The organism is Cohnella cholangitidis (assembly GCF_014107495.1).
Lineage (GTDB): Bacteria > Bacillota > Bacilli > Paenibacillales > Paenibacillaceae > Cohnella > Cohnella cholangitidis.
Window position 1 is genome coordinate 886,288 of sequence record NZ_CP041969.1, and the last position, 20,325, is coordinate 906,612.

Sequence of the window (20,325 nt, forward strand, 5' to 3'; positions counted from 1 at the left end):
TTAATATGTAATCCGAATTATGATTTCAGATCATTCCAAGCTCTAAGCCGCTCGGACACCTCTGCCGCCATCTCCCCCGAAGCATCGCCATTGGAAATCCCGTTCAAGCCGAAGGCCAGCTTAGCTCCGCCCAGCTCGGTTAACGCGACGGGCTTCTCTTCTCCGGGTTCGAACCTGACGGCCGTACCGGCCGGAATGTCCAGCCGCATGCCGAAAGCTTGTTCTCTCGGGAAGCGAAGCGCCCGGTTCACTTCGAAGAAATGAAAATGGGAACCGACTTGGACCGGGCGGTCTCCGACATTGTTCACGATGATTTCCGCTTTGCGCCTGCCCGCGTTCAATTCAAGCACTCCGGGCTTAGCCTTGATCTCGCCTGGAATCATATTGGCCGTCCTCCTCAGCTATTTGACATTATGCGATCGGTTGATGCACCGTTACGAGTTTCGTACCATCGGGGAATGTCGCTTCTACTTGCACCTCGTGAATCATTTCCGGCACGCCGTCCATCACTTGTTCGCGGGTAAGCAACGTCGTGCCGTAAGCCATCATCTCCGCTACCGTTTTTCCGTCTCGCGCGCCTTCCATGATGGCGGATGTGATCAAGGCGATGCATTCCGGATAATTAAGCTTTACTCCTCTGGCTAATCGTCTATGGGCCAGATCGGCCGCTACCGTAATGAGCAGCTTCTCTTTTTCGCGTTCCGTCAGATTCATTTCCTATCCTCCTCGCGAACTTTCTTCTCATTATAGGAAAACAAATTCTATATGTAAATCGTTTATGTTAAGTTTCATTACATAAAATCGATATTATTTGTGTAAATTTCACTTCCTTTCGATAAATATATTACATTAACATAACATAAAAACTCCATCTTTTGCTCATAACCCCAAAAACGAGCTCTCTTCTATCTCTAAGCCTTATCTGGTCAAGCCGTCTCGTTCTGTGATAAAATCAAGGATATGACATTCCGGTTTATCCGAAAGCGAGGGACTTATCATTGGCTAACAAAAAAATGCGCTCAGACATGATTACCAAAGGTTTCGATCGCGCGCCGCACCGCAGCTTGCTCCGCGCCGCGGGCGTAAAAGAAGAAGATTTCGGCAAACCGTTCATCGCAGTGTGCAACTCGTACATCGATATCGTTCCGGGGCATATTCATCTCCAGGAATTCGGCAAAATCGTTAAGGATGCCATTCGCGAAGCAGGCGGCGTTCCTTTTGAATTCAATACAATCGGCGTAGACGACGGGATCGCTATGGGTCACATCGGCATGCGCTATTCTCTCGCAAGCCGCGAAATCATTGCCGATTCCGTCGAGACGGTCGTCAATGCTCACTGGTTCGACGGAATGGTTTGTATTCCGAACTGCGACAAAATTACCCCAGGCATGATGATGGCCGCGCTGCGCGTCAACATCCCGACGATCTTCGTCAGCGGCGGACCGATGAAAGCCGGCCGCACTAGCGACGGCAGAGCGATTTCGTTGACCTCGGTATTCGAAGGCGTCGGCGCGTTCATGACCGGCAAAATCGACGAGAAGAGCCTCACCGAGCTCGAACAATACGGCTGTCCAACTTGCGGTTCCTGCTCCGGGATGTTCACCGCGAACTCCATGAACTGTCTTGCCGAAGTACTCGGCTTAGCATTGCCGGGTAACGGTACGATTCTGGCGGTCGCTCCGGAACGCCGCGAGTTCGTCAAGCAGTCCGCTACTCAACTGATGGAACTGATCAAGAAAGATATCAAGCCGCGCGACATCGTCACTCTCGATGCCATCGACAACGCTTTTGCGCTCGACATGGCCATGGGCGGCTCCACGAATACCGTATTGCATACGTTGGCGCTCGCGCACGAAGCCGGAATCGACTATCCGATCGAGCGCATTAACGAAGTCGCTAAACGCGTGCCTTATTTATCCAAGCTCGCTCCCGCTTCCGATCATCACATCGAAGATCTTCACAACGCGGGCGGCGTAAGCGCCATTATCAACGAGCTGTTCAAGAAAGAAGGCGCGTTGCAAGGCGACGTAATGACCGTTTCCGCTAAAACGCTTCGCGAGAATGTCGAAGGCGCGGAAATTACCGACCATTCGGTCATTCGCCCGATCGACGATCCTCACTCGAAGGAAGGCGGCTTGTCCGTCCTATTCGGAAACCTTGCTCCGGGCGGTTCGATCATCAAAGTCGGCGCCGTGGACAAATCGGTCGGCGGATATCACCGCGGTCCGGCGATTTGCTTCGATTCCCAAGAAGAAGTTCTTCAAGGATTGGCCGAAGGCAAAGTAAAAGAAGGACACGTTGTCGTCATTCGTTACGAAGGCCCTAAAGGCGGTCCCGGCATGCCGGAAATGCTTGCCCCGACTTCCCAAATCGTCGGCATGGGACTCGGCACGAAGGTCGGTTTGATCACCGATGGACGTTTCTCCGGAGCTTCCCGCGGTATCGCGATCGGCCACATTTCTCCGGAAGCTGCCGAAGGCGGTCCGATCGCTTTCGTACACGATGGAGATATCATCGAGCTTGATATGAACAACCGCACGATTACGCTCGAAGTTAGCGACGAAGAGCTGGATCGCCGCCGTTCCGAATGGGCCGGTTTCGAGCCGAAAATCAAGCGCGGTTACCTTGCCCGTTATTCCGCGATGGTTACCAATGCCAGCCGCGGCGGCGTTATGAAGATGTAATAGCATTACGCGATAGCTCATTAGAGCGCAAAAAGCGGTGGAGCAGGATATTTCCTGCCCCACCGCTTTTCTATTTGGTCAGACTATTTAGTGCTCAGCCTCCGCAGCTATCGATTTTGTTGCGCAGTTCGGTTTTAACAATTTGCAGCTCTCCAAAGTGTACTGCCTTGGGTTCCCAATTGTATGGGAAACCAAGGCACTTTTTTGGCCTTCATGCTTCACGCGCTGCTGTTTTGACTGAACCAAGGCACTATTTTGGCCTTCGCAATTCAAGTCCGGCTGCGCCGGCTTAAAAAAAGCAGCTACCGTCTAACCCGGTACCTGCTTCCTTCCTTAAACAAGCTTGCCGATCGCTCCTTCATCGAAAGCCGCTACCAGATCCTGCGATTCGGTCTCGGATTTAACCGACTTCTGAACCCCGGAATCCGACTCCGTTCCCTGCTCGCGAACCGGGCGACGCTTCACGCGCGACTCGTCCGCCCAAGTCAACAGAATATGGCGAGGCATTATGAGCATCCTAGGCGACATCGTTTCGCCTCTGTCGCGAACCCTTTGATTGCCGGAAGGATGGATGACGCGAATGAGAAAACGCAAGTAAATATTCGTCATCCATGCGAACAGTCCCCTTGGCAAATCAAACGTCTTATAACCAAGAGATTCCGATCCCCGGTGGATCATCGATACGCCGTACAGCGCCTTAACTTGCTCCCCCTTCGGAGCGACCGCTAGTTCTCTGGCCATATCCGGCAACGCTTTCTCCATTTCGCGAATAATCCGGATGGCGATCTGGACGGTCGACTTCGACTTCATCCCAAGATCGAACAACATTTGGTTCTCGAAATGGATTTCCATGATCCGGTCGCCGGAACGAAGCGTCTGATTGTCTTGCAGATCCATTGGCGGACCCGAGTATTTCCGTATACGGTAATTAAAGAAATGGCCCGAGCCGACAGGGCGTAACCTGAAGACTACGTGAAACACTTTCTCGTACACCATCCATAGGCTGACAACTACTTTTTTAAGCGGACCGATCGCATGGCCCCGTTCCGTTTCCTTATCGCCGTTTTTCATGCCTCCGGATCTCCTCGCCTCTTGTTCGCCGCCCGTTTTCTTTTTTTTCGCGCGTTCCGTGACGGCAATCATTTCATCGATCCCGATGAAACGGTACCCTAGCTGCCGACCGTCGTCCAATATCCGCCCTAACGCGGATAGGGTATTCGCCGGCGCATCCCGATCCGCTCCGAAAGTAATTCCGCAATCGTGCAACAGGAACACTTGGCCCGGCTTTAGCTTCTGCTTCATCCGGTGATACAACTTATCCGCGCCTACCCGCTTGCGCCAATCTCCGAACAAGGATGTCCATAATACGATCTGTAAGTGTCCGAGATTCGCATAATCGAATACGTTCATGATCCCCCAAGGCGGACGATAGTACATCGGCCTGGATCCCGTAATCCGTTTGATCAAGTCCGAGGTACGATGGATTTGCCGCTTGACCGTACTTGGACGCATTAGCCAGTTCGTATGGTGAACGTAATTGTGAATACCGAGAATATGCCCTTCCTCATGAATTCGGGCGATAATGTCGGGATATTTCTCCGCGTTCTCCCCTACGACGAAGAACGTCGCTTTCGCGCCATGCTTTTTCAACAAGTCCAGCAATTGCGGAGTATAAACCGGATCGGGACCGTCGTCGAACGTAAGCGCGATATCGGATTCCGATTTTCCTTTCATAAACACTCTAAAACCGAAAATTCTACTAATGAGTGCCGGTAAAAAAGCATAAAAAGTCAAAAAATAAAAACCGATCCAAAGGATGATTTCCATGCCTTCCCCACCATCTTGATTGCCATATTTAACCTAGCGAGCGGTTATGTGCCTGTCTTCTATTTTATCATAACCTTCCGAAAAATAGGCATTGTTGTAGGCATCTTTTTTGTTATCGTGTACAATAAACAATAAATGGAATAGACTGCTCGCGCACGAGCATAAAAAGGGTGGCTAACGAGATGTTGTCTTTGTATCAGAAATATTGGCGGACCGCGTTCGATATCGGCGTGATCGCGCTAACGGTTTGGCTCACGATGTACATATTCAGCTATTTGTATAACCTGGCCACTCCCGTCTTTTTATCCTTCCTCATCTTCTGGATAATCGAGCCTCTTGCTAGACGGCTGAATCGATGGGGCATACCTAAATCCATCGCTTCCGGGATCAGCATTTTGCTATTCACGCTCGTCATCCTTGCTATTTTTCTCGGTCTAGGGTTCATCTTCACGATGCAAATTACGCAATTAGCGGATGATTTGCCGAAATACCAGAGGCTTCTGCAAGAGCAAGTGAACAACATTTCCGTTGACGTTCAAGGCAGGATGGAAGCTCTGCCGCCCGATGTCGCGCAGAAAATAACCGAAGCCACGGCAAAAGTAACCGACTTGGGAGCGAAGTGGGCCGGGCAATTCCTCAATTGGCTCGTCGGATTCCTAACATCGTTCTCGTCGTTCATCCTTAATTTCTCGATAGCCATCATTCTCGCTTACTTCTTGAGCATCGAGATTGAATCGTGGAAAAAATTAAGCAAAGACCGGGCGCCCAAAACGTTCAAAATCGCTTTCGACTTCCTGCGCAATAACGTATTCAAAGGAATCGGCGCTTATCTTAAAGCTCAAGGCAAGCTCATCAGCATCACGTTTCTCGTCATCTTCATCGCTCTCTTGGCGCTTGGAGTCAACAACGCCTTCTCCATAGCGCTTCTTGCCGGTATTTTCGACGTTCTGCCGCTGCTTGGAGTTAATACGTTGTTCATTCCTTGGATCGCTTACCTCTTCATTACCGGAGAAACGAACCTCGCGATTTGGCTAACCGCCTTGTTGCTCGTCGTTACGTTGACGAGGCAATTTTTGGAACCTCGCATTACCGGACAAACCGTGGGCGTATCGGCTTTTACGATGTTGGCCTTCATGATGGTTTCTTTATCCCTGTTCGGCGTTGCGGGACTTATCTTGGCCCCGATCCTAATGATCTTGCTTAAAGCCTTGTACGATCAAGGATACTTTCACAAGTGGATTCGGTTTCCGAAAGAAGAATTCAACGTTTCGCCTTTTGCTCCGCAGCCTGAAGAAGTCGTTGCTCGCGAAGGCGAAGCCCGTCCATAATCGCTCCGAACAGAATAGCTCCGCGGTTGCGCAGCCCCGCCGGTTGGTCTTCGATCAGCACGGCGACCGCGTATCGCGGCTTTCCTTCCGCAGGCCCGTAACCGACGAACCATTGGTCGTTGCGGGCTGTTTGTTTGCCCGCAAGCTCTGCCGTGCCGGACTTGCCGGCCAACGGCCACTTAGCCCCCTTCAACGCGCTCTCGGCCGTGCCTTCCCGAACGACCGCCCGCATTCCTTGACGCAACAATCTAGCGGTTCGCGAATCAATCTGACCATATTTGGACTTGGCGGATTTGACTTGGATCGAAGCCATTAGTCCCCCGTCCGCATATCGGATATCCTTTACGAGCCGAGGCGAGAACACTTGTCCGTCATGCAATAGTGTAACCGCCACGTTAGCGACTTGCAGTGGAGAAACGCGGACATCCCGCTGGCCGATCCCCGTCCCTGTCCTCACGCCGCCGTCTTGAGCCGTACGCTTGCTCAGAAAGATCGATCCCGCCTCTTCTTCTCCTAGAAGCCTTAACGGTTTCCCGTCCACGAAGCTGTCCGTATGCCAGCCGATTTGACGTCCGAAGCCCAGCCTATCCGCCGTAATTTGCAGCCACGCCGCATCCATGCGCTCCGCTAAACCCGCAAATACCACGTTGCAGGATTGGGCATAAGCTTGCTCCAACGTCAGCGTGCCGTGGCCGCCTTCCTTCCAACACTTCAGTCCGTATTTCCCGTAATGGCCGTCGCAATGAAACGTCTCGTCCCAGTTCGTCACTCCGGCTTCCAGAGCGGCAGCGAGCGTCACCGTTTTAAAAACTGAGCCGGGAGGGGCGGCTACTAGCGCATGATTCCGTTCATCCGTTTTGTCTGCTCCGATATGGTGAGGATCTAGCCGAGGGAGTGACGCCATTGCGAGAATATCGGCATTGGACGCATCCAGGACGACTGCCGCCCCTCTGGCGATGCCGTATTTGCTCATCACGTCTTCCGTTATTCTCTGAATGTCCAAATCCAAAGTCGTCGTCACTTGAATCGGAAAATGCGGATTGTCGGGTGCCGAAATTCTTAACCCCAAACCTTGTAACGGACGACGATTCGCATCCGTCATTTGCATCGCTTGTGTCGGGGCACGTCCTTGAAGAAAACGGTCCATCGATTTTTCTAACCCCGAGCCGCCAATGGGACTTCTGACCGTCATCCGATGCTTCGCAAGCTGATGGCCATACAATTCGCGAACCCGATCGGGATGTTGGGAAATGTATCCGAGCGCATGGATAGGGGCAATCTCGGCAGGGTATCTATTCACGAACGGGACAATCGCCACGCCTAACAAATCGGACTGCTTCGCGGCCCGTATTTGGGGTTTCGTCAAGTTAAGGGCGGAAGTTCTAGCATCGCCCCCCCCTTTCCACACTTCCGGCTCACGAAGTCCCGCTAACCATATATCAAACTTACTTGCCTCCACTCCTAGGGCGGAGGCAAGTAAACGAACGTCTTGATCCGTGCCCCGAGGCATTCCGTTATCCGGGAACGCCGCCAAGCTCTGCACGGTAACTCCGGTGAGCAGCCGACCGGTGCGGTCGCGAAACTGTCCGCGCCCGTTATCCAGAATTAGCCCGTCGGAGTGTTGCAGGAAGGCGCTTTGATTAAGCGAACCGCTTGCCGTTCGCGCTCCGCCGAATCCAAGCTGCAGCCAAGCTAATCTTGCCCCTTCCACGCCAAATAAGATCGCGATGAACAACAACGCATGAAACGCTCTCATCGCCCAATCCCTATTCATAAGACCAACTCCCTGCTCTTCCCTAACTCCTCCTTTCTCATTGTTTCCAAAAAACGCCGAATAAAAAAGCAGACAGGATCTACTCCTGTCTGCCGTAAAACCAAATATTAAGATACCGTAAAGCGGCTTAGCGACTCGCGCAATTGTCCGGATACGGCCTCTAGCCGGTTAGACAATTGAACCAATCCATCGCTTATGTTCAATTGTTCGTTACTTAGGGATGCGACTTGCTCGGAGGTAGCGGATGCTTCTTGCGCGACCGCGCTCACGTTACTCATAGCCATTGCCAACGTCGATTGCGCTTCTTCCAGATTACGAACGGAATCCGTAGCCGATTCTAGCCGCTGCACGAAGCTTCCCATATTGTCTTGCACAGTAACGAAGATCTGATTCGCTTCCCGTACGGATTCGATCTGTTCTTGGAAGATCGGGTACGCTTCGGACAATACGTTTACGGTTTCATCGATTTCGCGTTGAATGTTCTCGACGATTCCGCCTACGATGCCGATCGACTCCCGCGTCTGATCCGCAAGCTTGCGGATCTCGTCGGCGACGACCATGAAACCTTTGCCTGCCGCCCCGGCTCTTGCCGCTTCAATCGTCGCGTTCAAGGACAAAATATTCGTTTGCTTGGCCATATTGCCTAATACGTCCAAAATTTTGCGAATGGAACGCGTGCTGTCCTTCAGATTATCTACTTTTCCGACCATCGAGCGAGTCATATCTTCCGTCTGGCCCGTTTTCTCGATTAGGCTTCCCATATAAATCGTACCTTTGCGTCCGGCTTCTTCGACCTCGTTAGCCGAATTGCCCATCTCGACGTTCGAATCGATAACGGATTTGACTTGCCCTCCGATTTGGAGCGTCAGATCCGTTCCTTTCTCCGATTCCACCGCAAGGTTCGTTGCTCCGTTCGCGATTTCTTCCGTCGCAACGGCGATTTCCTTAGCGGCGCTGGCCGTTTTGCGGGAAGAATCGGTTAATGCGACGGCGGTATCGAGAACCTCTTGGGCAGAAAGATTCGTCTGGCGAACAAGTCCGGTGATTTCCTCCATCATGCGGTTAAAGCTATCCGACACTTGTCCGATCTCGTCTTTCTTGCGGATGTTCGAACGCACCGTCAAGTTTCCGCGTTCCCCTTCGTTCATCAACGTTCTTAGTTGACCCAGAGGACGTCCTACCGACAACATAACGATCAATCCGATCCCGCCCGCGATTAGCGCCGCAACGAACGTCATGATCCAAGTTAAATTGCTGATCGCTTTCGCATCTTTCACGAGAGAGGAAACCGGGATATTACCGATGAGCTTCCACCCCGTGAGTTCTAGCACGCCTGCCGAGGACAATGTTTTCGTTCCATCCATGTTGATCGTCGTAGAACCTTTTTCTCCCGGCACTTCGTACGCGTACTTCGATCCCCATTGCTTCTCGTCGGGGCCATAAATGATCGTGCCATCGGAGGCCACGATGAAGGAGGAGCTATCCTCGCCGAAATTTACCGTTTTCATCTGCTCTTCCAATGTCTTGGCTTTAATTTCGAGAATCAGATAAAAAGGTTTGCCCTGGTTAATTAAGCGTCCAACCGCGAATGTAGGCAGACTGCGTCCTCCGTCCAAGCCGTTGGGGGAAGTCGGGTACCATACGGCTCTGCCATTCGCTTCGGCAATCGTTTTGAGGAACGGCAGTTTCAGAAATTCATCCCGGTTAATGGAGCCGCCGGTTGTCATGACTTGTCCGTTCTCGTCCGCGGGAATCAAAGAAATCGACTCGTAACTCGTATCCGCCATGGCGACGCTGCTCATTTTCTCCGTGAGCTGCCTGGACATGTCGAACAGTTCGTAATCGTCTTTCGATACCGACATCGAGCTCAAGAAGCCGATAAATTTAGAGTCGGTAATAAATTGCAACGATTGACGCTCGTAACCTTTCAAGAGCAACGCGATTTTTCCGGCCGTCTGCTCCGCGGTCTGGCTGCTGGAATCGGCAACCTTCTGCTGAATGATCGAACTGGACTTAGAATAAGAGAACCAGCCTAAGGATAGCACGCACACCAGTATGCTGCTAAAAATCAGCAAAAAAAGCTTCATTCCGACGGAACGAATCGGATTTTCGACCTTTGTTTCTTTCAACTTGTTTCCAAAATTCTTCGTTAAACCGCTTACACTGCGGATCGAATTCTTCAAGTTGCCATTTCCCAATTTCTCACGCCACGATTTCTGCATCTGCTATGACCCTCCAACTATGTAGTGACGACTGACTAGCGGCATCAAAAAAAAGACTTGCCGAAAAGTGTACTTAAAGTATATCGGTCGCTTGGGTCGCAACGTTTACTTTAATGTGACAATTCGACAAGTCTAATCATAATTCCTCTTGGTTTTTTAAAATATTTTAATGCAACCGTTTGCGCATCAAATCATATGGCTCAACGGGTTGCTGCGTTTTCAAACGGATTTTTTGCAGCGGATGACGCGCAACGGTCAGCGGGTTGCCTTCTTCGTCCGTAATGTCGGTAATTTGCTGTTTGAATTGCCGTCCGCCGGGTCCGAAAAACTCCACTTCCATGCCCGGCCGAAACGGGCTGCGCTGCTGCACGGTCGCGATTCCCGTCGCTTCGTCATAATCCGTCACTACCGCCGCGAAATCGTATGGAGCCGGCTTGTCTTCCGCTTCGTAAATATGTTCTTCCGCTCCCGGTACCGCATAGAAAAATCCGGTGTTCAAGGGACGATTGGCCGCTTTGCCGATATCTTCGACCCATTCCGGACGCAGATGATACCCTTCCGGATCGGCCATGTAGGCGTCGATCGCTTGGCGATAGACGTTCACCACCGAAGCAACGTAGTGAATGCTCTTCATCCGGCCCTCGATCTTAAAGCTGTCAACGCCCGCATCGATCAGATCCGGGATATGCTGGATCATGCATAAATCTTTGGAGCTCATCGTGAAAGCATTGTCGCCGATTTCCATAACCGATTGCTCGTCGGCGTGCAGATCGTACTTCCAACGGCAAGATTGACAGCAGCCGCCTCGGTTGGAGTCCCGATCCGTGAAATGGTTGGATAGGACGCAACGCCCGGATACGGACGAACACATCGCCCCGTGAATGAACACTTCCAGTTCGACGTCCACGCGTTCTTTCATTTCCCTGATTTCTTCCATCGTCGTCTCGCGGGCAAGCACGACGCGCGGCAATCCTTCATCTTTCCAAAATTGAACGGCTTGCCAGTTCATCGTCGACTGTTGGGTGCTGAGATGAACTTCGAGCTTCGGCGCAACCTTCTGCGCGGTTTCGACGATCGCCGGGTCGGCCGCGATAATGGCCGCGATTCCGGCATCCTCAAGCTGCTTGAGATACTCCTCTACCCCGTCTAGATCTTCTTGATGGGCATAAATATTCGTAGCTACGAACACTTTGGCCCCATATCGGGCCGCGAATTCCACGCCCTCGCGCATTTCTTCGAAGCTGAAGTTGTCGGCATTGGATCGCAAGCCGTACTTCTGCCCGCCGATATACACGGCGTCGGCGCCGTAATGAACGGCGAACTTCAGCTTTTCCAAGCTTCCCGCAGGCGCCAGCAGCTCCGGTTTGTCCAACCGATTTCTTTTGCCTTTCGGACGCGGAGCATCCTTGATAATCGTTTGGCTCACTTTTTAACCCCCTTGCTTAATTAATAAACTTGTTCTTTGTACAAAAATCCGAAACCGAGCTCCCTATCGGGATTTTGCAACTTCCGGATGTCCGCGAGCCATTTTTGTTCGAATCGATACCCGTCCGGATTTTGTTTCCACAGGTCCAGAGCCTGTCTGTAGCTTCTCAGAACGGTAACGTTATATTCCTCCGATTTAAGCAGAGGTTCTATATACAAGCTGTCCACTCCCGATTGAATAAGCTCGGGCAGCGCCTCCAGCAAGCAAATGTCATCCGGACTCATGACGTGCGTGCCGTTCTCGTCCTCATATACGGGGAACTTCTCGTCCGGCCTCTCCGCTTCCACCAAGAACAAGCCTTTGTCCGCGCCTTTGCGGATGAGCGTCGCTTCTCGTCCGAGATGCTCCAGGTAGCTCTGCAATAAATTCCGGTGCGAGTGATAGATGTTGGTCATTCCGTGAACCTGAATTTGAATTTCCATGGACGCCTTCTGCTTCAAGTCGGCGATTTCCTCTTCGTTCAGTTCTCTTGCCACGACGGCCCGAATAGCTCCTCTACGTCCCCAATAAGACGCTGCCGAAGAATTCGTGCCGGTCATCTCCGCGTTCCAGAACAACGTTAATTCCGGAGCATGCTGCCTGACGTTCATCAGCACCGCGGGATCGCCGAAAACGATAGCGTCCGCTCCGGATGCCTGTACGTGTTTAAGATATTCCGGCAGCCATTCGAGCTCGTCGTTGCGAAACAGCTTGTTCATGTTCACGTATGCCTTCGCGCCTAATCGGTGCGCCGCGGCAACGACACCTTTCAGTTGATCCGACGTAATCTCGCCGGGCTGTCTCATGCCGAACCGGGATTCGCCGACCAATATCGCCGTCGCTCCGGCTTCGATATATTTTTCCGCCTGCTCGTGGGAAGCGGCGGAGATTAGCAACTCGGGAATAAAGGCCGTAATAGGGATACACCTCCGGGAAGTCTTCGACCCGGCTCGCCGATCCGCGGTACATTTAAGTACCTCGAACAAGCTAGCCGGGTCGGAGCGCGTCTCAAGGAACGCGTCTGTGTTCTTATTTGACGTTTTTCTCGCTTAATTGAATGTTTTTCTGGTGCTGCTTATACGTAACCGCGAACAGATGCGTGTTCGTTCCGTCTTTTTTGGTCACGTAATAGAAGTAATCGGTTTTCTCCGGGTACAGGGCAGCCTCTATCGACTTCAAGCTCGGAGTAGCGATCGGGCCCGGCGGAAGACCCGCATTCAAGTAAGTATTGTACGGGCTATCCACTTTCAGGTCAACCTCGAGCAACCGTTCCTTCTGCTTGTCGAGCAAGTATTGGATCGTTGCGTCGATCTGCAGCGGCATTTTCTTGTTCAGACGATTCTGAATGACGCTAGATACGATCGCCCGCTCTTCATCCACCACGACTTCGCGCTCGACCAAGGAAGCGATGGTGAGCAACTGGTGCACCGTAAGTCCGCGTTCCTCCAGCGTGCTCTGCCAGTCTTCAGGCAACTGGTCCAGCTTATGGTCCAGCTCGGAGAGCATCCGGTTGATGATGTCGGTTTCCGTGCTTCCGCGTTTCATCTCATAGGTTTCCGGGAAGAGATATCCTTCGAGCGGGAACCTTAGGCTGTTATCGTTCGGAAGCGCTTTGGTCCATAGCGACCCCGTCCATTGCTCCGGCTTGGAAGCCGCTTCGAGAAACTTGTCTTTATCGACGTCGGCCGTTTCCGATAATCTCGCCGCGATTTGCTGCACCGTGAACCCTTCCGGAATCGTGAAGCGGATCGTAGCTGCCGCAACGATATCTCCCGAGTTCAGCTTGGCGACGATCTCCTCGCGAGTCATGCCCGGAGTGAGTTCGTATTCTCCCGCTTGGAAACGGGAACCTTCCCCTTCGAGCTTCAACCAACCGCTAAAAAGAAATGCACTGCGAATGAGTCCGTTTTCTTCCAGTACTTCGGCGACCTTCTGCGCGCGCATCCCCGAGCTGATCGTAATTTTGACCGGCGTATCGGAAGCGCTCGCCGGCCGCAGCCCGTTCCACAAGTAGAACAACGCCCCGCCAAGGACGATTAGCACCAGCCCCAGCGCGATGAGAAAAGACCAAAGCAATACCCTCGGCTTGCGCCGTCGAGTCGGCGGTACCGATGTCGTGCGGGCCACGGTGTCCGTATGCGCAGACTGCGTCGACGAAGATTCGCTCCGTTGCGCGTCCGAGCGCAGCGGAGTCGCAGACCTCGTCAGTTGCGGGTATCTGCCCGTTTCCGTCGCCGCGGCCGTTTCGCGCGTTCCGCTGGACTTCCCGTCGTCTCCGTTGATTTTATTGCCGTATATGGATTTCCAGCCCGATGTCGGCTCATCATCTCTATCCACGTTATTTCCCCTCCAGCAAGCCCCTTATTCATGAAAAAGAGCGGTCGCCCGCTCTCCGTCACTTAAATCTCAAGGCCGGTCGTCACTGCCAAACTGGGAATCGTCGAACGCCTCTTCGACGAGCTCCCATTCCTCTTCGTCCGTAACGGTTTCAAGCTGCGCTTCACCATCGGCGCCCGGTACGACCTTAAACACTTCAATCTCGTCCTCTTGCCGCATCTCTTTGGATTGAAGGATAGCGTAGTCGCTGCCGTTCACGGTTAACTCGGCCAAGATTTGAAATGCCCGAGCCGTTCCGTCTTCGTCGTGCAATTCCACGTGATCGCCGTACGCTTGCCTCAGAGCGGATAGTTCATTGTTGCCTTTAACAGCCATTTTCTCGTACCTCCAGAAGCGTTAGCGGACGGCTTGTTTAGCCTTTGTTATCCTCTGCTTCATCGAATTCGCCGATCAGCGTATTAAACGTTTCCTCGACCATATCCCATTCGTCTTGATCTTCGATCGGGTACAGCTTGATTTCATCGTTCTCTTCGTCGTAACGGAAAGCGAATACTTCTTGCTCTTCGTCTTCCTCGTCGGCGGGAACGACCATCAAATACTTGCGGTCGGTTCCGTCGTCCAACTCGAAACGCATGATGACTTCGAACGCTTCATCGTTGCCTTCGTCGTCCGGAATATAAATAATTTCCGCTTCTTCTTCGTTGTTCACAATGTCCGCCATGGACGATTCCCTCATTTCGATATCGAATCCAGATAGCTCTGCAGCAAAATGGCCGCGGCCATCTTATCGATGACTTGTTTGCGTTTGCGCCTGCTTACGTCGGCTTCCAGCAACGCTCGTTCCGCGGATACCGTAGTCAGCCTTTCATCCCAAAGTTGGACAGGTAAGGATAGTGTCTCCTTAAGCTTCTCCGCGAATGCGATGCAATTTTCCCCACTGGGACCTACGGTTCCGTTCATGTTCTTCGGAAGTCCTACGACAATGGACTCCACTTCGTGTTGTCTGATCAATTCGACAATACGTGCCATCGGATCCGCGACGACCTTCTGGTCGATCACTTCCAAGCCTTGAGCGGTCCACCCGAACAAGTCGCTCATCGCTACGCCGATCCGTCTCTCCCCGTAGTCCAATCCCATTATACGCATGGATTAGCGGTTCTGCTGAAGATAGAAGCGTACGAGTTCTTCGATTAGTTCGTCGCGTTCCTTCTTGCGGATCAGACTGCGCGCGTTGTTGTGACGCGGAATAAATGCAGGGTCGCCGGAGAGCAGATAGCCGACGATCTGGTTGATCGGGTGATACTCTTTCTCCACCAAGGCGTCATGCACCGTAAATAAAATGTCGCGGGATGATACTTCATGGGGATCCGCAACGACGTCAAACTTGACCGTCATGTCCATATGATTGTTATCCGACGAGCTCATCTCCAGCACCTCGCTTTCACTGACAAACTCTTAAGCGCTTATATTCATAATAACATAATCTCCGGTGGACAGGAAATTAGTGGCTTCGTTTAGATTATCGACAAGCAGGGAGTACAGTGAACTAACTCTCTCCAGCCGCTTCCTCTCCGCCCATTGCCATGATTAGACTTAAAGGTGGCAATGGGCTCCAAGAGGCGGACGTAAACTCTTCCGAGAGCTAGTTCACTTCCCTCCATCGGTCGAAGTTTCCAAATCATAATTACATTAAGACAACTGAGCCAGAACCAACTGTTCGGCGGCTGCAAGAGCTTCGGATAGCTTGGATGGGTCTTTGCCGCCGGCTTGGGCAAGCTCCGGCTTGCCGCCTCCGCCACCGCCGCAGATCGCCGCGATATCTTTGATCAGCTTGCCTGCGTGCAGGCCTTGTTGAACGAGGTCGGACGTCACCGCTACGACCAGGTTCACTTTGTCGTCGGCAGCCGCGCCGAGCACGAGCACAGCGGAACCGAGCTTCAGCTTAAGCTCGTCGGCCACGCCGCGAAGGGCATCCATGCCGCCCGCGTTCACTTGGGTCGAGAGCAGCGTCACGCCGCCGACCGTTTTCGCTGCCGATACGAGATCGGCGGCTTCCAAGCGGCTAAGCTTGCCTTGAAGCGATTCGTTGTCGCGCTGCAGTTGGCGAACCTCGCCTTGAACGGCTTCGATTCGCTTGGCAACGTCGTTAACGCCGCATTTCAATTGCGCAGCCGCGCCTTTGAGGACGTTTAATTGATCGTCCAGATAGTTATAGGCATTGCGGCCGGTCACCGCTTCGATCCGACGAACGCCAGAGCCGATACCGCCTTCGCTTACGAGCTTGAACAGGCCGATCTGCGAAGTGTTCCGCACGTGGCATCCGCCGCAAAGCTCCAAGCTATATTCGCCAACGCGCACGACGCGGACGATATCTCCGTATTTCTCTCCGAACAAAGCCATGGCGCCGAGAGCTTTCGCTTCGGCAATCGGCTTGAAGCTAATGTCCAGCTCCGTTCCGATCCAGATCTGTTCGTTCACGCGACGTTCGACTTCGGCTAGTTCTTCGGGCGTAATCGCGCCGAAGTGCGAGAAGTCGAACCGCAGGCGATCCGGTTCCACGAGCGATCCGGCCTGATTGACGTGCTCGCCGAGTACGTCTTTCAAAGCTCTGTGCAGCAAGTGGGTCGCCGTGTGGTTGCGAACGATGTCGCTGCGTTCGGATGCGTTGACGGAAGCCGTTACCGTATCGCCGACCCGCAGGAAACCGCCGGTAACGACGACTTGATGGACGGACTGGCCGTGCGGAGCTTTGCTCAAGCCGGTCACGTCGGCATTGACGCCTTTGCCGGATAGCACGCCGCGGTCGCTCACTTGTCCGCCGCTCTCCGCGTAGAACGGAGTCCGGTCGAGGACGACGAGGACCTTATCGTCTACGCCGGAGACGTCGACGAATTGGTTATCCGACACGATGGCGATTATGCGGGATTCGGCCGTAAGGCCGTCGTATCCGACGAACTCGCTTTTCTCGGTGTAATCCGCGAGCGGCCCGCCTTGCACCTTCATGCTGTCCGTCTCTTGACGGGCTGCACGGGCGCGATCGCGCTGCTCTTGCATGGAGGAATCGAAGCCTTCCCGATCGACGGTCATGCCTTGCTCCGTCGCGTAGTCTTCCGTCAGATCGAACGGGAAGCCGTACGTATCGTACAATTTGAAAGCATCCGGACCGGAGATGACCGTACGTCCGTTTGCGCGGGCTTTGTCGCACAAGTCAGCCAAGATAGCCAAACCGTCCGTCAAAGTCTCGTGGAAACGCTCCTCCTCCGTGCGGATAACCTTCTCGATGAACTCGCGTTTCTCCAGCACTTCCGGATAGTAGACGCCCATAATTTCTCCTACGGTAGGCGTAAGCTCCCACAAGAAAGGACGGTCGATGCCGAGTACTTTGCCGTATCGAACGGCGCGGCGAAGCAATCGGCGGATGACGTATCCGCGGCCTTCATTCGAAGGCAGCACGCCGTCTCCGACGGAGAACGCGACTGTCCGAATATGATCGGCAATAACCTTCAGCGCGACGTCGTGCTCTTCGTTCGTTTTGTATTTTACCCCGGCGATGCCGCAAGTGCGCTCGATCAAAGGCATGAACAAGTCCGTGTCGAAGTTGGAATCCACGTCCTGCAAAATCGACGCGAACCGTTCGAGCCCTGCGCCCGTATCGATGTTCTTGTTCGGAAGCGGCGTATAGCTGCCGTCTTTATTGTGGTTGAATTGAGAGAAAACGAGGTTCCAAACCTCGAGGAAACGCTCGTTCTCGCCTCCCGTCGTGCAATCGGGATCGGACAAATCCCCGTACTTGTCTCCGCGATCGTAGAAAATTTCGGTACAAGGACCGCATGGGCCTTCGCCGATATCCCAGAAATTGTCTTGCAGCTTAACGATCCGCTCGGCGGGAAGACCGATTTTCTCGTTCCAGAAACGATAAGCTTCTTCATCTTCCGGATAAACCGTAACGGACAATCTATCGGGATCGAATCCGATCCATTCCGGCCCCGTCAGGAATTCCCAAGCCCACGTAATCGCTTCTTCCTTGAAATAATCTCCGATGGAGAAGTTGCCCAGCATCTCGAAGAAAGTGTGATGGCGACGAGTCTTGCCCACGTTCTCGATATCGTTAGTCCGGATGCACTTTTGCGAATTGGCGATTCTTGGATTTTCCGGCTTTACGCGTCCGTCGAAATACGCTTTCAACGGTGCCATGCCGGCATTAATCCATAACAACGACGGATCGTTATGCGGGACGAGCGGAGAGCTCGGTTCGATCTTGTGGCCTTTGCTTTCGAAGAACGCTAACCATTTACTGCGGATTTCTGCTGCTTTCATCGGTTTCATTCCAAATCCTCCTCGTGAATGTCCAAAAAAATAAAAAAACGCCCCTTAAATCAGGGACGAAAATCTTCGCGGTACCACCCTGGTTATTGCATCGCATAGACGCAATCTCCTCATGCAGGGATAACGGCCTTCGCCGGCGGACTTCGATCCGCACTCCGAAACGAGCTTCCTTCGCCCTTCGCATTGAAGATTCTCTCAGCCAAGCCGTTTGTTGTTGCCATCGGCAAACCTACGGCTTGAAATCTTCTCTCTGATCATGCGGACTGCAAAGTACTTATGTTTCGTCAACGCGTTGCAAATATGTTAATCATACAAATTATAGACAACGTATTTCGACGCTGTCAAACGGTTTTTCTATGGATGTAGTAGGCGGACACATGCTGCACGACGACTTTCATCGCCGCGTAGAAAGGAACCGCCAAAATCATTCCGACGACGCCCGCCAGCTGGCCCCCGATGAGCAGCACTAAAATGATCGTCAACGGATGCATTTTCATCGATTTGCCTACTACCTGCGGACTGATTACGTTGCTCTCGAGATTCTGGCAGATCATGTTGACGATGACGACCATCAACACCATTTTCCAAGAAACCGTCGTCGCCATGACCAATGCGGGCAACGCTCCTAGGAACGGCCCTAGGTAAGGGATTATGTCGAACAAAGACACGAATCCGGCCATTAGCAGCGGATAAGGCATTCCTATGATCAAATATCCGATATAAGCCAGCACGCCGATGCACAGGGAAACGATAAGCTGCCCTCTTATGTAGCTTCCTAAAGCCTCGTCTATTTCCTTCATGAGCCTTACCGCATGTTTGCGCCTGGCACGGGGAATATACTTTAATGCCGCCCGTTCGAATACGTCCAAATCTTTCATCATGTAAAAAGCCAAAAAAGGAACGATCATCGCCATGAACAAGACGTTAACTACGGCCCCGATATTGTTCAGAAAGTCGGCGATCCGTTGTTCGATTTGCTTCTCCATCGTACTGATCGACCGATTGATCCCGTCCCTGACCGTTTCCGGCAGCACGTTGTTATTATTGAAATGATCCACGATGCTCTGGGCCTTCATCGTTAAATCCGGCATTCGCTCGTTCAATTCCTCCACTTGATCCATGAACATCGGAATGACGTTCATGAGGATGACTATTGAAACCGAAATAAATACCGCGTAGATGAGCAATACCGCCGCCGTTCGAGGCACCTTGCGGTCATGCAGCAGATTGACGATCGGATTTAACGTATAGGAAATGACCATCGCGATGAGGAAGGGCGTCAAAACCGCCTTCAGAAAATCGTAGACGGACATGAGCATCGGGCGCACGAGTACGACAAGAAACAATACGATCAAGATCAGGATCGCGTATATAAGCAAGTTAAACAACCGACTCTGAGTGATCCGGCTCATCTCTCTACCTCCCCCGAATGCACGCCCCATACTCCCAACATTCTTAACCGGAGAGCGAAAGCCTTTGAAGTTAGTATATGTACTTGTCCCGACGGGTAAACCAACGGAAATAAAAAAGCACCCCGAGCTCCCGCGAGGGAGCATCGGAGTGCCTGCCGCTGCCTTGCTTACATTCCGTTCGCATGGATTTGAGCCGGCATTGCTTCTTCAAAGAACAAATCGTCCAAAGAACTCAGCGTTCCGTCTTCTTCCACTTGATATACCGACATTTTCTCGCCGTTCACCGTCAATTCGATAAAACAGCTCCAACAATAAAACTGGTGCGAACCGATTTTGCCAATATCTTTGGAGCTGCAATTCGGGCATCTCATCATCCGTCTTCACCTGTCACTTTCCGCGTATGGTCTCTCGTAAGAATCCGCTCGTATGAAGCGGGTACCAGAATGGCATCCTCGCCTAGAACGATATTTTCGGGTGATTCCGGCAGAAACAATTTCCGCCTTCCCTCGAATACGTCCGCGAGAAAACCGTCCGTCAACTCGTATCCTAATATTTGTGTACCCTCAGACGGATGGAAATAAACGTCTGAGACTTCGCCTAAATGCCGTCCTTCAATCGTATACACAGACATATCCTTCAACCGGACGACGCCGGTATGAAAAGTCCGCAGCAGCTGCTTGCTATCTATAGTCGCAATGACCGTACTGTTGCGAATCAACAGGGCGTCTTCACCGCAGTGAACGATATCTTCCCAGTAGACAGCCCTAGGCATCTTGCGTATTAAGCCTGACCGAGTATATCTGTCCAAGATAACCCCGACCGGCGTCCAAAACTCGTCGAACCAGAGATCTTTTACTTTCCCTGCGAATTTACCGTTCTCGTGCAGCACCGGTAGGCCGAGAATCCGCTGTACTTGAATCATAACCGGACTCCTAACTATTCCAGCGCCT

The 20,325-nt window shown here is 52.4% G+C and carries 18 protein-coding genes; 2 read left to right on the forward strand and 16 right to left on the reverse strand.

Going from position 1 to position 20,325, the window contains the following annotated elements; all coding sequences use genetic code 11:
- Positions 1–17: 17 nt before the first annotated feature.
- Both FPL14_RS04460 and FPL14_RS04465 read right to left on the reverse strand, forming a co-directional pair.
- Positions 18–383: an urease subunit beta gene (locus FPL14_RS04460; protein ID WP_182301891.1), complete on the reverse strand. Its 366-nt coding sequence runs from the start codon at positions 381–383 to the stop codon at positions 18–20.
- A 28-nt stretch (positions 384–411) separates the two neighbouring features.
- A complete protein-coding gene (locus tag FPL14_RS04465) occupies positions 412–714 on the reverse strand; it encodes an urease subunit gamma (protein WP_182301892.1) in 303 nt (100 codons plus the stop codon).
- A gap of 299 nt (positions 715–1,013) precedes the next feature.
- On the opposite strand from FPL14_RS04465, the gene ilvD reads away from it, so the two are divergent.
- On the forward strand, positions 1,014–2,684 hold the full coding sequence (ilvD, locus tag FPL14_RS04470; protein WP_182303846.1) for a dihydroxy-acid dehydratase: 1,671 nt from the start codon (positions 1,014–1,016) through the stop codon (positions 2,682–2,684).
- A gap of 333 nt (positions 2,685–3,017) precedes the next feature.
- Here the strand turns inward: ilvD and FPL14_RS04475 are convergent, their stop codons facing one another.
- Entirely contained in the window at positions 3,018–4,418 is a 1,401-nt protein-coding gene (locus FPL14_RS04475) for a polysaccharide deacetylase family protein (RefSeq protein ID WP_229263773.1), read from the reverse strand.
- A 275-nt stretch (positions 4,419–4,693) separates the two neighbouring features.
- Here FPL14_RS04475 and FPL14_RS04480 point away from each other — a divergent pair, with 275 nt between their 5' ends.
- Positions 4,694–5,839 carry an AI-2E family transporter gene (locus FPL14_RS04480; RefSeq protein ID WP_182303847.1) on the forward strand — a complete coding sequence of 382 codons (1,146 nt, stop codon included), beginning with the start codon at positions 4,694–4,696 and terminating at the stop codon, positions 5,837–5,839.
- Here the strand turns inward: FPL14_RS04480 and FPL14_RS04485 are convergent.
- From FPL14_RS04485 to FPL14_RS04545, 13 genes are all read right to left on the reverse strand, one after another.
- A complete protein-coding gene (locus tag FPL14_RS04485) occupies positions 5,772–7,613 on the reverse strand; it encodes a peptidoglycan D,D-transpeptidase FtsI family protein (RefSeq protein WP_182301894.1) in 1,842 nt (613 codons plus the stop codon). The two genes, FPL14_RS04480 and FPL14_RS04485, sit on opposite strands and share 68 nt — an antisense overlap.
- A gap of 107 nt (positions 7,614–7,720) precedes the next feature.
- Positions 7,721–9,835 (reverse strand): methyl-accepting chemotaxis protein, encoded by a 2,115-nt coding sequence (locus FPL14_RS04490; RefSeq protein ID WP_182301895.1) that lies wholly within the window; start codon positions 9,833–9,835, stop codon positions 7,721–7,723.
- 166 nt (positions 9,836–10,001) lie between these two features.
- Complete coding sequence (locus FPL14_RS04495; protein WP_229263774.1) at positions 10,002–11,261, reverse strand: peptidase U32 family protein; 1,260 nt, start codon at positions 11,259–11,261, stop codon at positions 10,002–10,004.
- A gap of 20 nt (positions 11,262–11,281) precedes the next feature.
- On the reverse strand, positions 11,282–12,196 hold the full coding sequence (locus FPL14_RS04500; protein ID WP_182301896.1) for a peptidase U32 family protein: 915 nt from the start codon (positions 12,194–12,196) through the stop codon (positions 11,282–11,284).
- A gap of 133 nt (positions 12,197–12,329) precedes the next feature.
- A complete protein-coding gene (gene mltG, locus FPL14_RS04505) occupies positions 12,330–13,637 on the reverse strand; it encodes an endolytic transglycosylase MltG (protein WP_229263775.1) in 1,308 nt (435 codons plus the stop codon).
- 69 nt (positions 13,638–13,706) lie between these two features.
- Complete coding sequence (locus FPL14_RS04510; RefSeq protein ID WP_182301897.1) at positions 13,707–14,012, reverse strand: DUF1292 domain-containing protein; 306 nt, start codon at positions 14,010–14,012, stop codon at positions 13,707–13,709.
- 37 nt (positions 14,013–14,049) lie between these two features.
- Positions 14,050–14,358 carry a DUF1292 domain-containing protein gene (locus FPL14_RS04515; RefSeq protein WP_182301898.1) on the reverse strand — a complete coding sequence of 103 codons (309 nt, stop codon included), beginning with the start codon at positions 14,356–14,358 and terminating at the stop codon, positions 14,050–14,052.
- Positions 14,359–14,369: 11 nt separating this feature from the next.
- Complete coding sequence (gene ruvX / locus FPL14_RS04520; RefSeq protein ID WP_182301899.1) at positions 14,370–14,783, reverse strand: Holliday junction resolvase RuvX; 414 nt, start codon at positions 14,781–14,783, stop codon at positions 14,370–14,372.
- 3 nt (positions 14,784–14,786) lie between these two features.
- A complete protein-coding gene (locus FPL14_RS04525; protein WP_182301900.1) occupies positions 14,787–15,062 on the reverse strand; it encodes an IreB family regulatory phosphoprotein in 276 nt (91 codons plus the stop codon).
- A gap of 264 nt (positions 15,063–15,326) precedes the next feature.
- On the reverse strand, positions 15,327–17,954 hold the full coding sequence (gene alaS, locus FPL14_RS04530) for an alanine--tRNA ligase (RefSeq protein WP_324617923.1): 2,628 nt from the start codon (positions 17,952–17,954) through the stop codon (positions 15,327–15,329).
- 350 nt (positions 17,955–18,304) lie between these two features.
- Positions 18,305–19,375 carry an AI-2E family transporter gene (locus tag FPL14_RS04535; RefSeq protein WP_182301902.1) on the reverse strand — a complete coding sequence of 357 codons (1,071 nt, stop codon included), beginning with the start codon at positions 19,373–19,375 and terminating at the stop codon, positions 18,305–18,307.
- A 167-nt stretch (positions 19,376–19,542) separates the two neighbouring features.
- The gene (locus FPL14_RS04540) at positions 19,543–19,749 is read right to left on the reverse strand and encodes a hypothetical protein (protein ID WP_182301903.1); all 207 of its coding nucleotides are present in this window, start codon (positions 19,747–19,749) and stop codon (positions 19,543–19,545) included.
- Positions 19,746–20,297: a PRC-barrel domain-containing protein gene (locus FPL14_RS04545; protein WP_182301904.1), complete on the reverse strand. Its 552-nt coding sequence runs from the start codon at positions 20,295–20,297 to the stop codon at positions 19,746–19,748. The genes FPL14_RS04540 and FPL14_RS04545 overlap by 4 nt, the downstream gene beginning before the upstream one ends.
- Between the last annotated feature and the right edge of the window lie 28 nt (positions 20,298–20,325).

Excerpts from the sequence above, each read along its gene's own strand:
- FPL14_RS04485 (WP_182301894.1), bottom strand. The coding sequence starts at position 7,613 with ATGAATAGGGATTGGGCGATGAGAGCGTTTCATGCGTTGTTGTTCATC.
- FPL14_RS04525 (WP_182301900.1), bottom strand. The coding sequence starts at position 15,062 with ATGAGCTCGTCGGATAACAATCATATGGACATGACGGTCAAGTTTGAC.
- FPL14_RS04460 (WP_182301891.1), bottom strand. The coding sequence starts at position 383 with ATGATTCCAGGCGAGATCAAGGCTAAGCCCGGAGTGCTTGAATTGAAC.
- FPL14_RS04480 (WP_182303847.1), top strand. The coding sequence starts at position 4,694 with ATGTTGTCTTTGTATCAGAAATATTGGCGGACCGCGTTCGATATCGGC.
- FPL14_RS04465 (WP_182301892.1), bottom strand. The coding sequence starts at position 714 with ATGAATCTGACGGAACGCGAAAAAGAGAAGCTGCTCATTACGGTAGCG.
- FPL14_RS04490 (WP_182301895.1), bottom strand. The coding sequence starts at position 9,835 with ATGCAGAAATCGTGGCGTGAGAAATTGGGAAATGGCAACTTGAAGAAT.
- ilvD (WP_182303846.1), top strand. The coding sequence starts at position 1,014 with ATGCGCTCAGACATGATTACCAAAGGTTTCGATCGCGCGCCGCACCGC.
- FPL14_RS04540 (WP_182301903.1), bottom strand. The coding sequence starts at position 19,749 with ATGATGAGATGCCCGAATTGCAGCTCCAAAGATATTGGCAAAATCGGT.
- alaS (WP_324617923.1), bottom strand. The coding sequence starts at position 17,954 with ATGAAAGCAGCAGAAATCCGCAGTAAATGGTTAGCGTTCTTCGAAAGC.
- ruvX (WP_182301899.1), bottom strand. The coding sequence starts at position 14,783 with ATGCGTATAATGGGATTGGACTACGGGGAGAGACGGATCGGCGTAGCG.
- FPL14_RS04510 (WP_182301897.1), bottom strand. The coding sequence starts at position 14,012 with ATGGCTGTTAAAGGCAACAATGAACTATCCGCTCTGAGGCAAGCGTAC.
- FPL14_RS04535 (WP_182301902.1), bottom strand. The coding sequence starts at position 19,375 with ATGAGCCGGATCACTCAGAGTCGGTTGTTTAACTTGCTTATATACGCG.
- FPL14_RS04475 (WP_229263773.1), bottom strand. The coding sequence starts at position 4,418 with ATGAAAGGAAAATCGGAATCCGATATCGCGCTTACGTTCGACGACGGT.
- FPL14_RS04545 (WP_182301904.1), bottom strand. The coding sequence starts at position 20,297 with ATGATTCAAGTACAGCGGATTCTCGGCCTACCGGTGCTGCACGAGAAC.
- FPL14_RS04515 (WP_182301898.1), bottom strand. The coding sequence starts at position 14,358 with ATGGCGGACATTGTGAACAACGAAGAAGAAGCGGAAATTATTTATATT.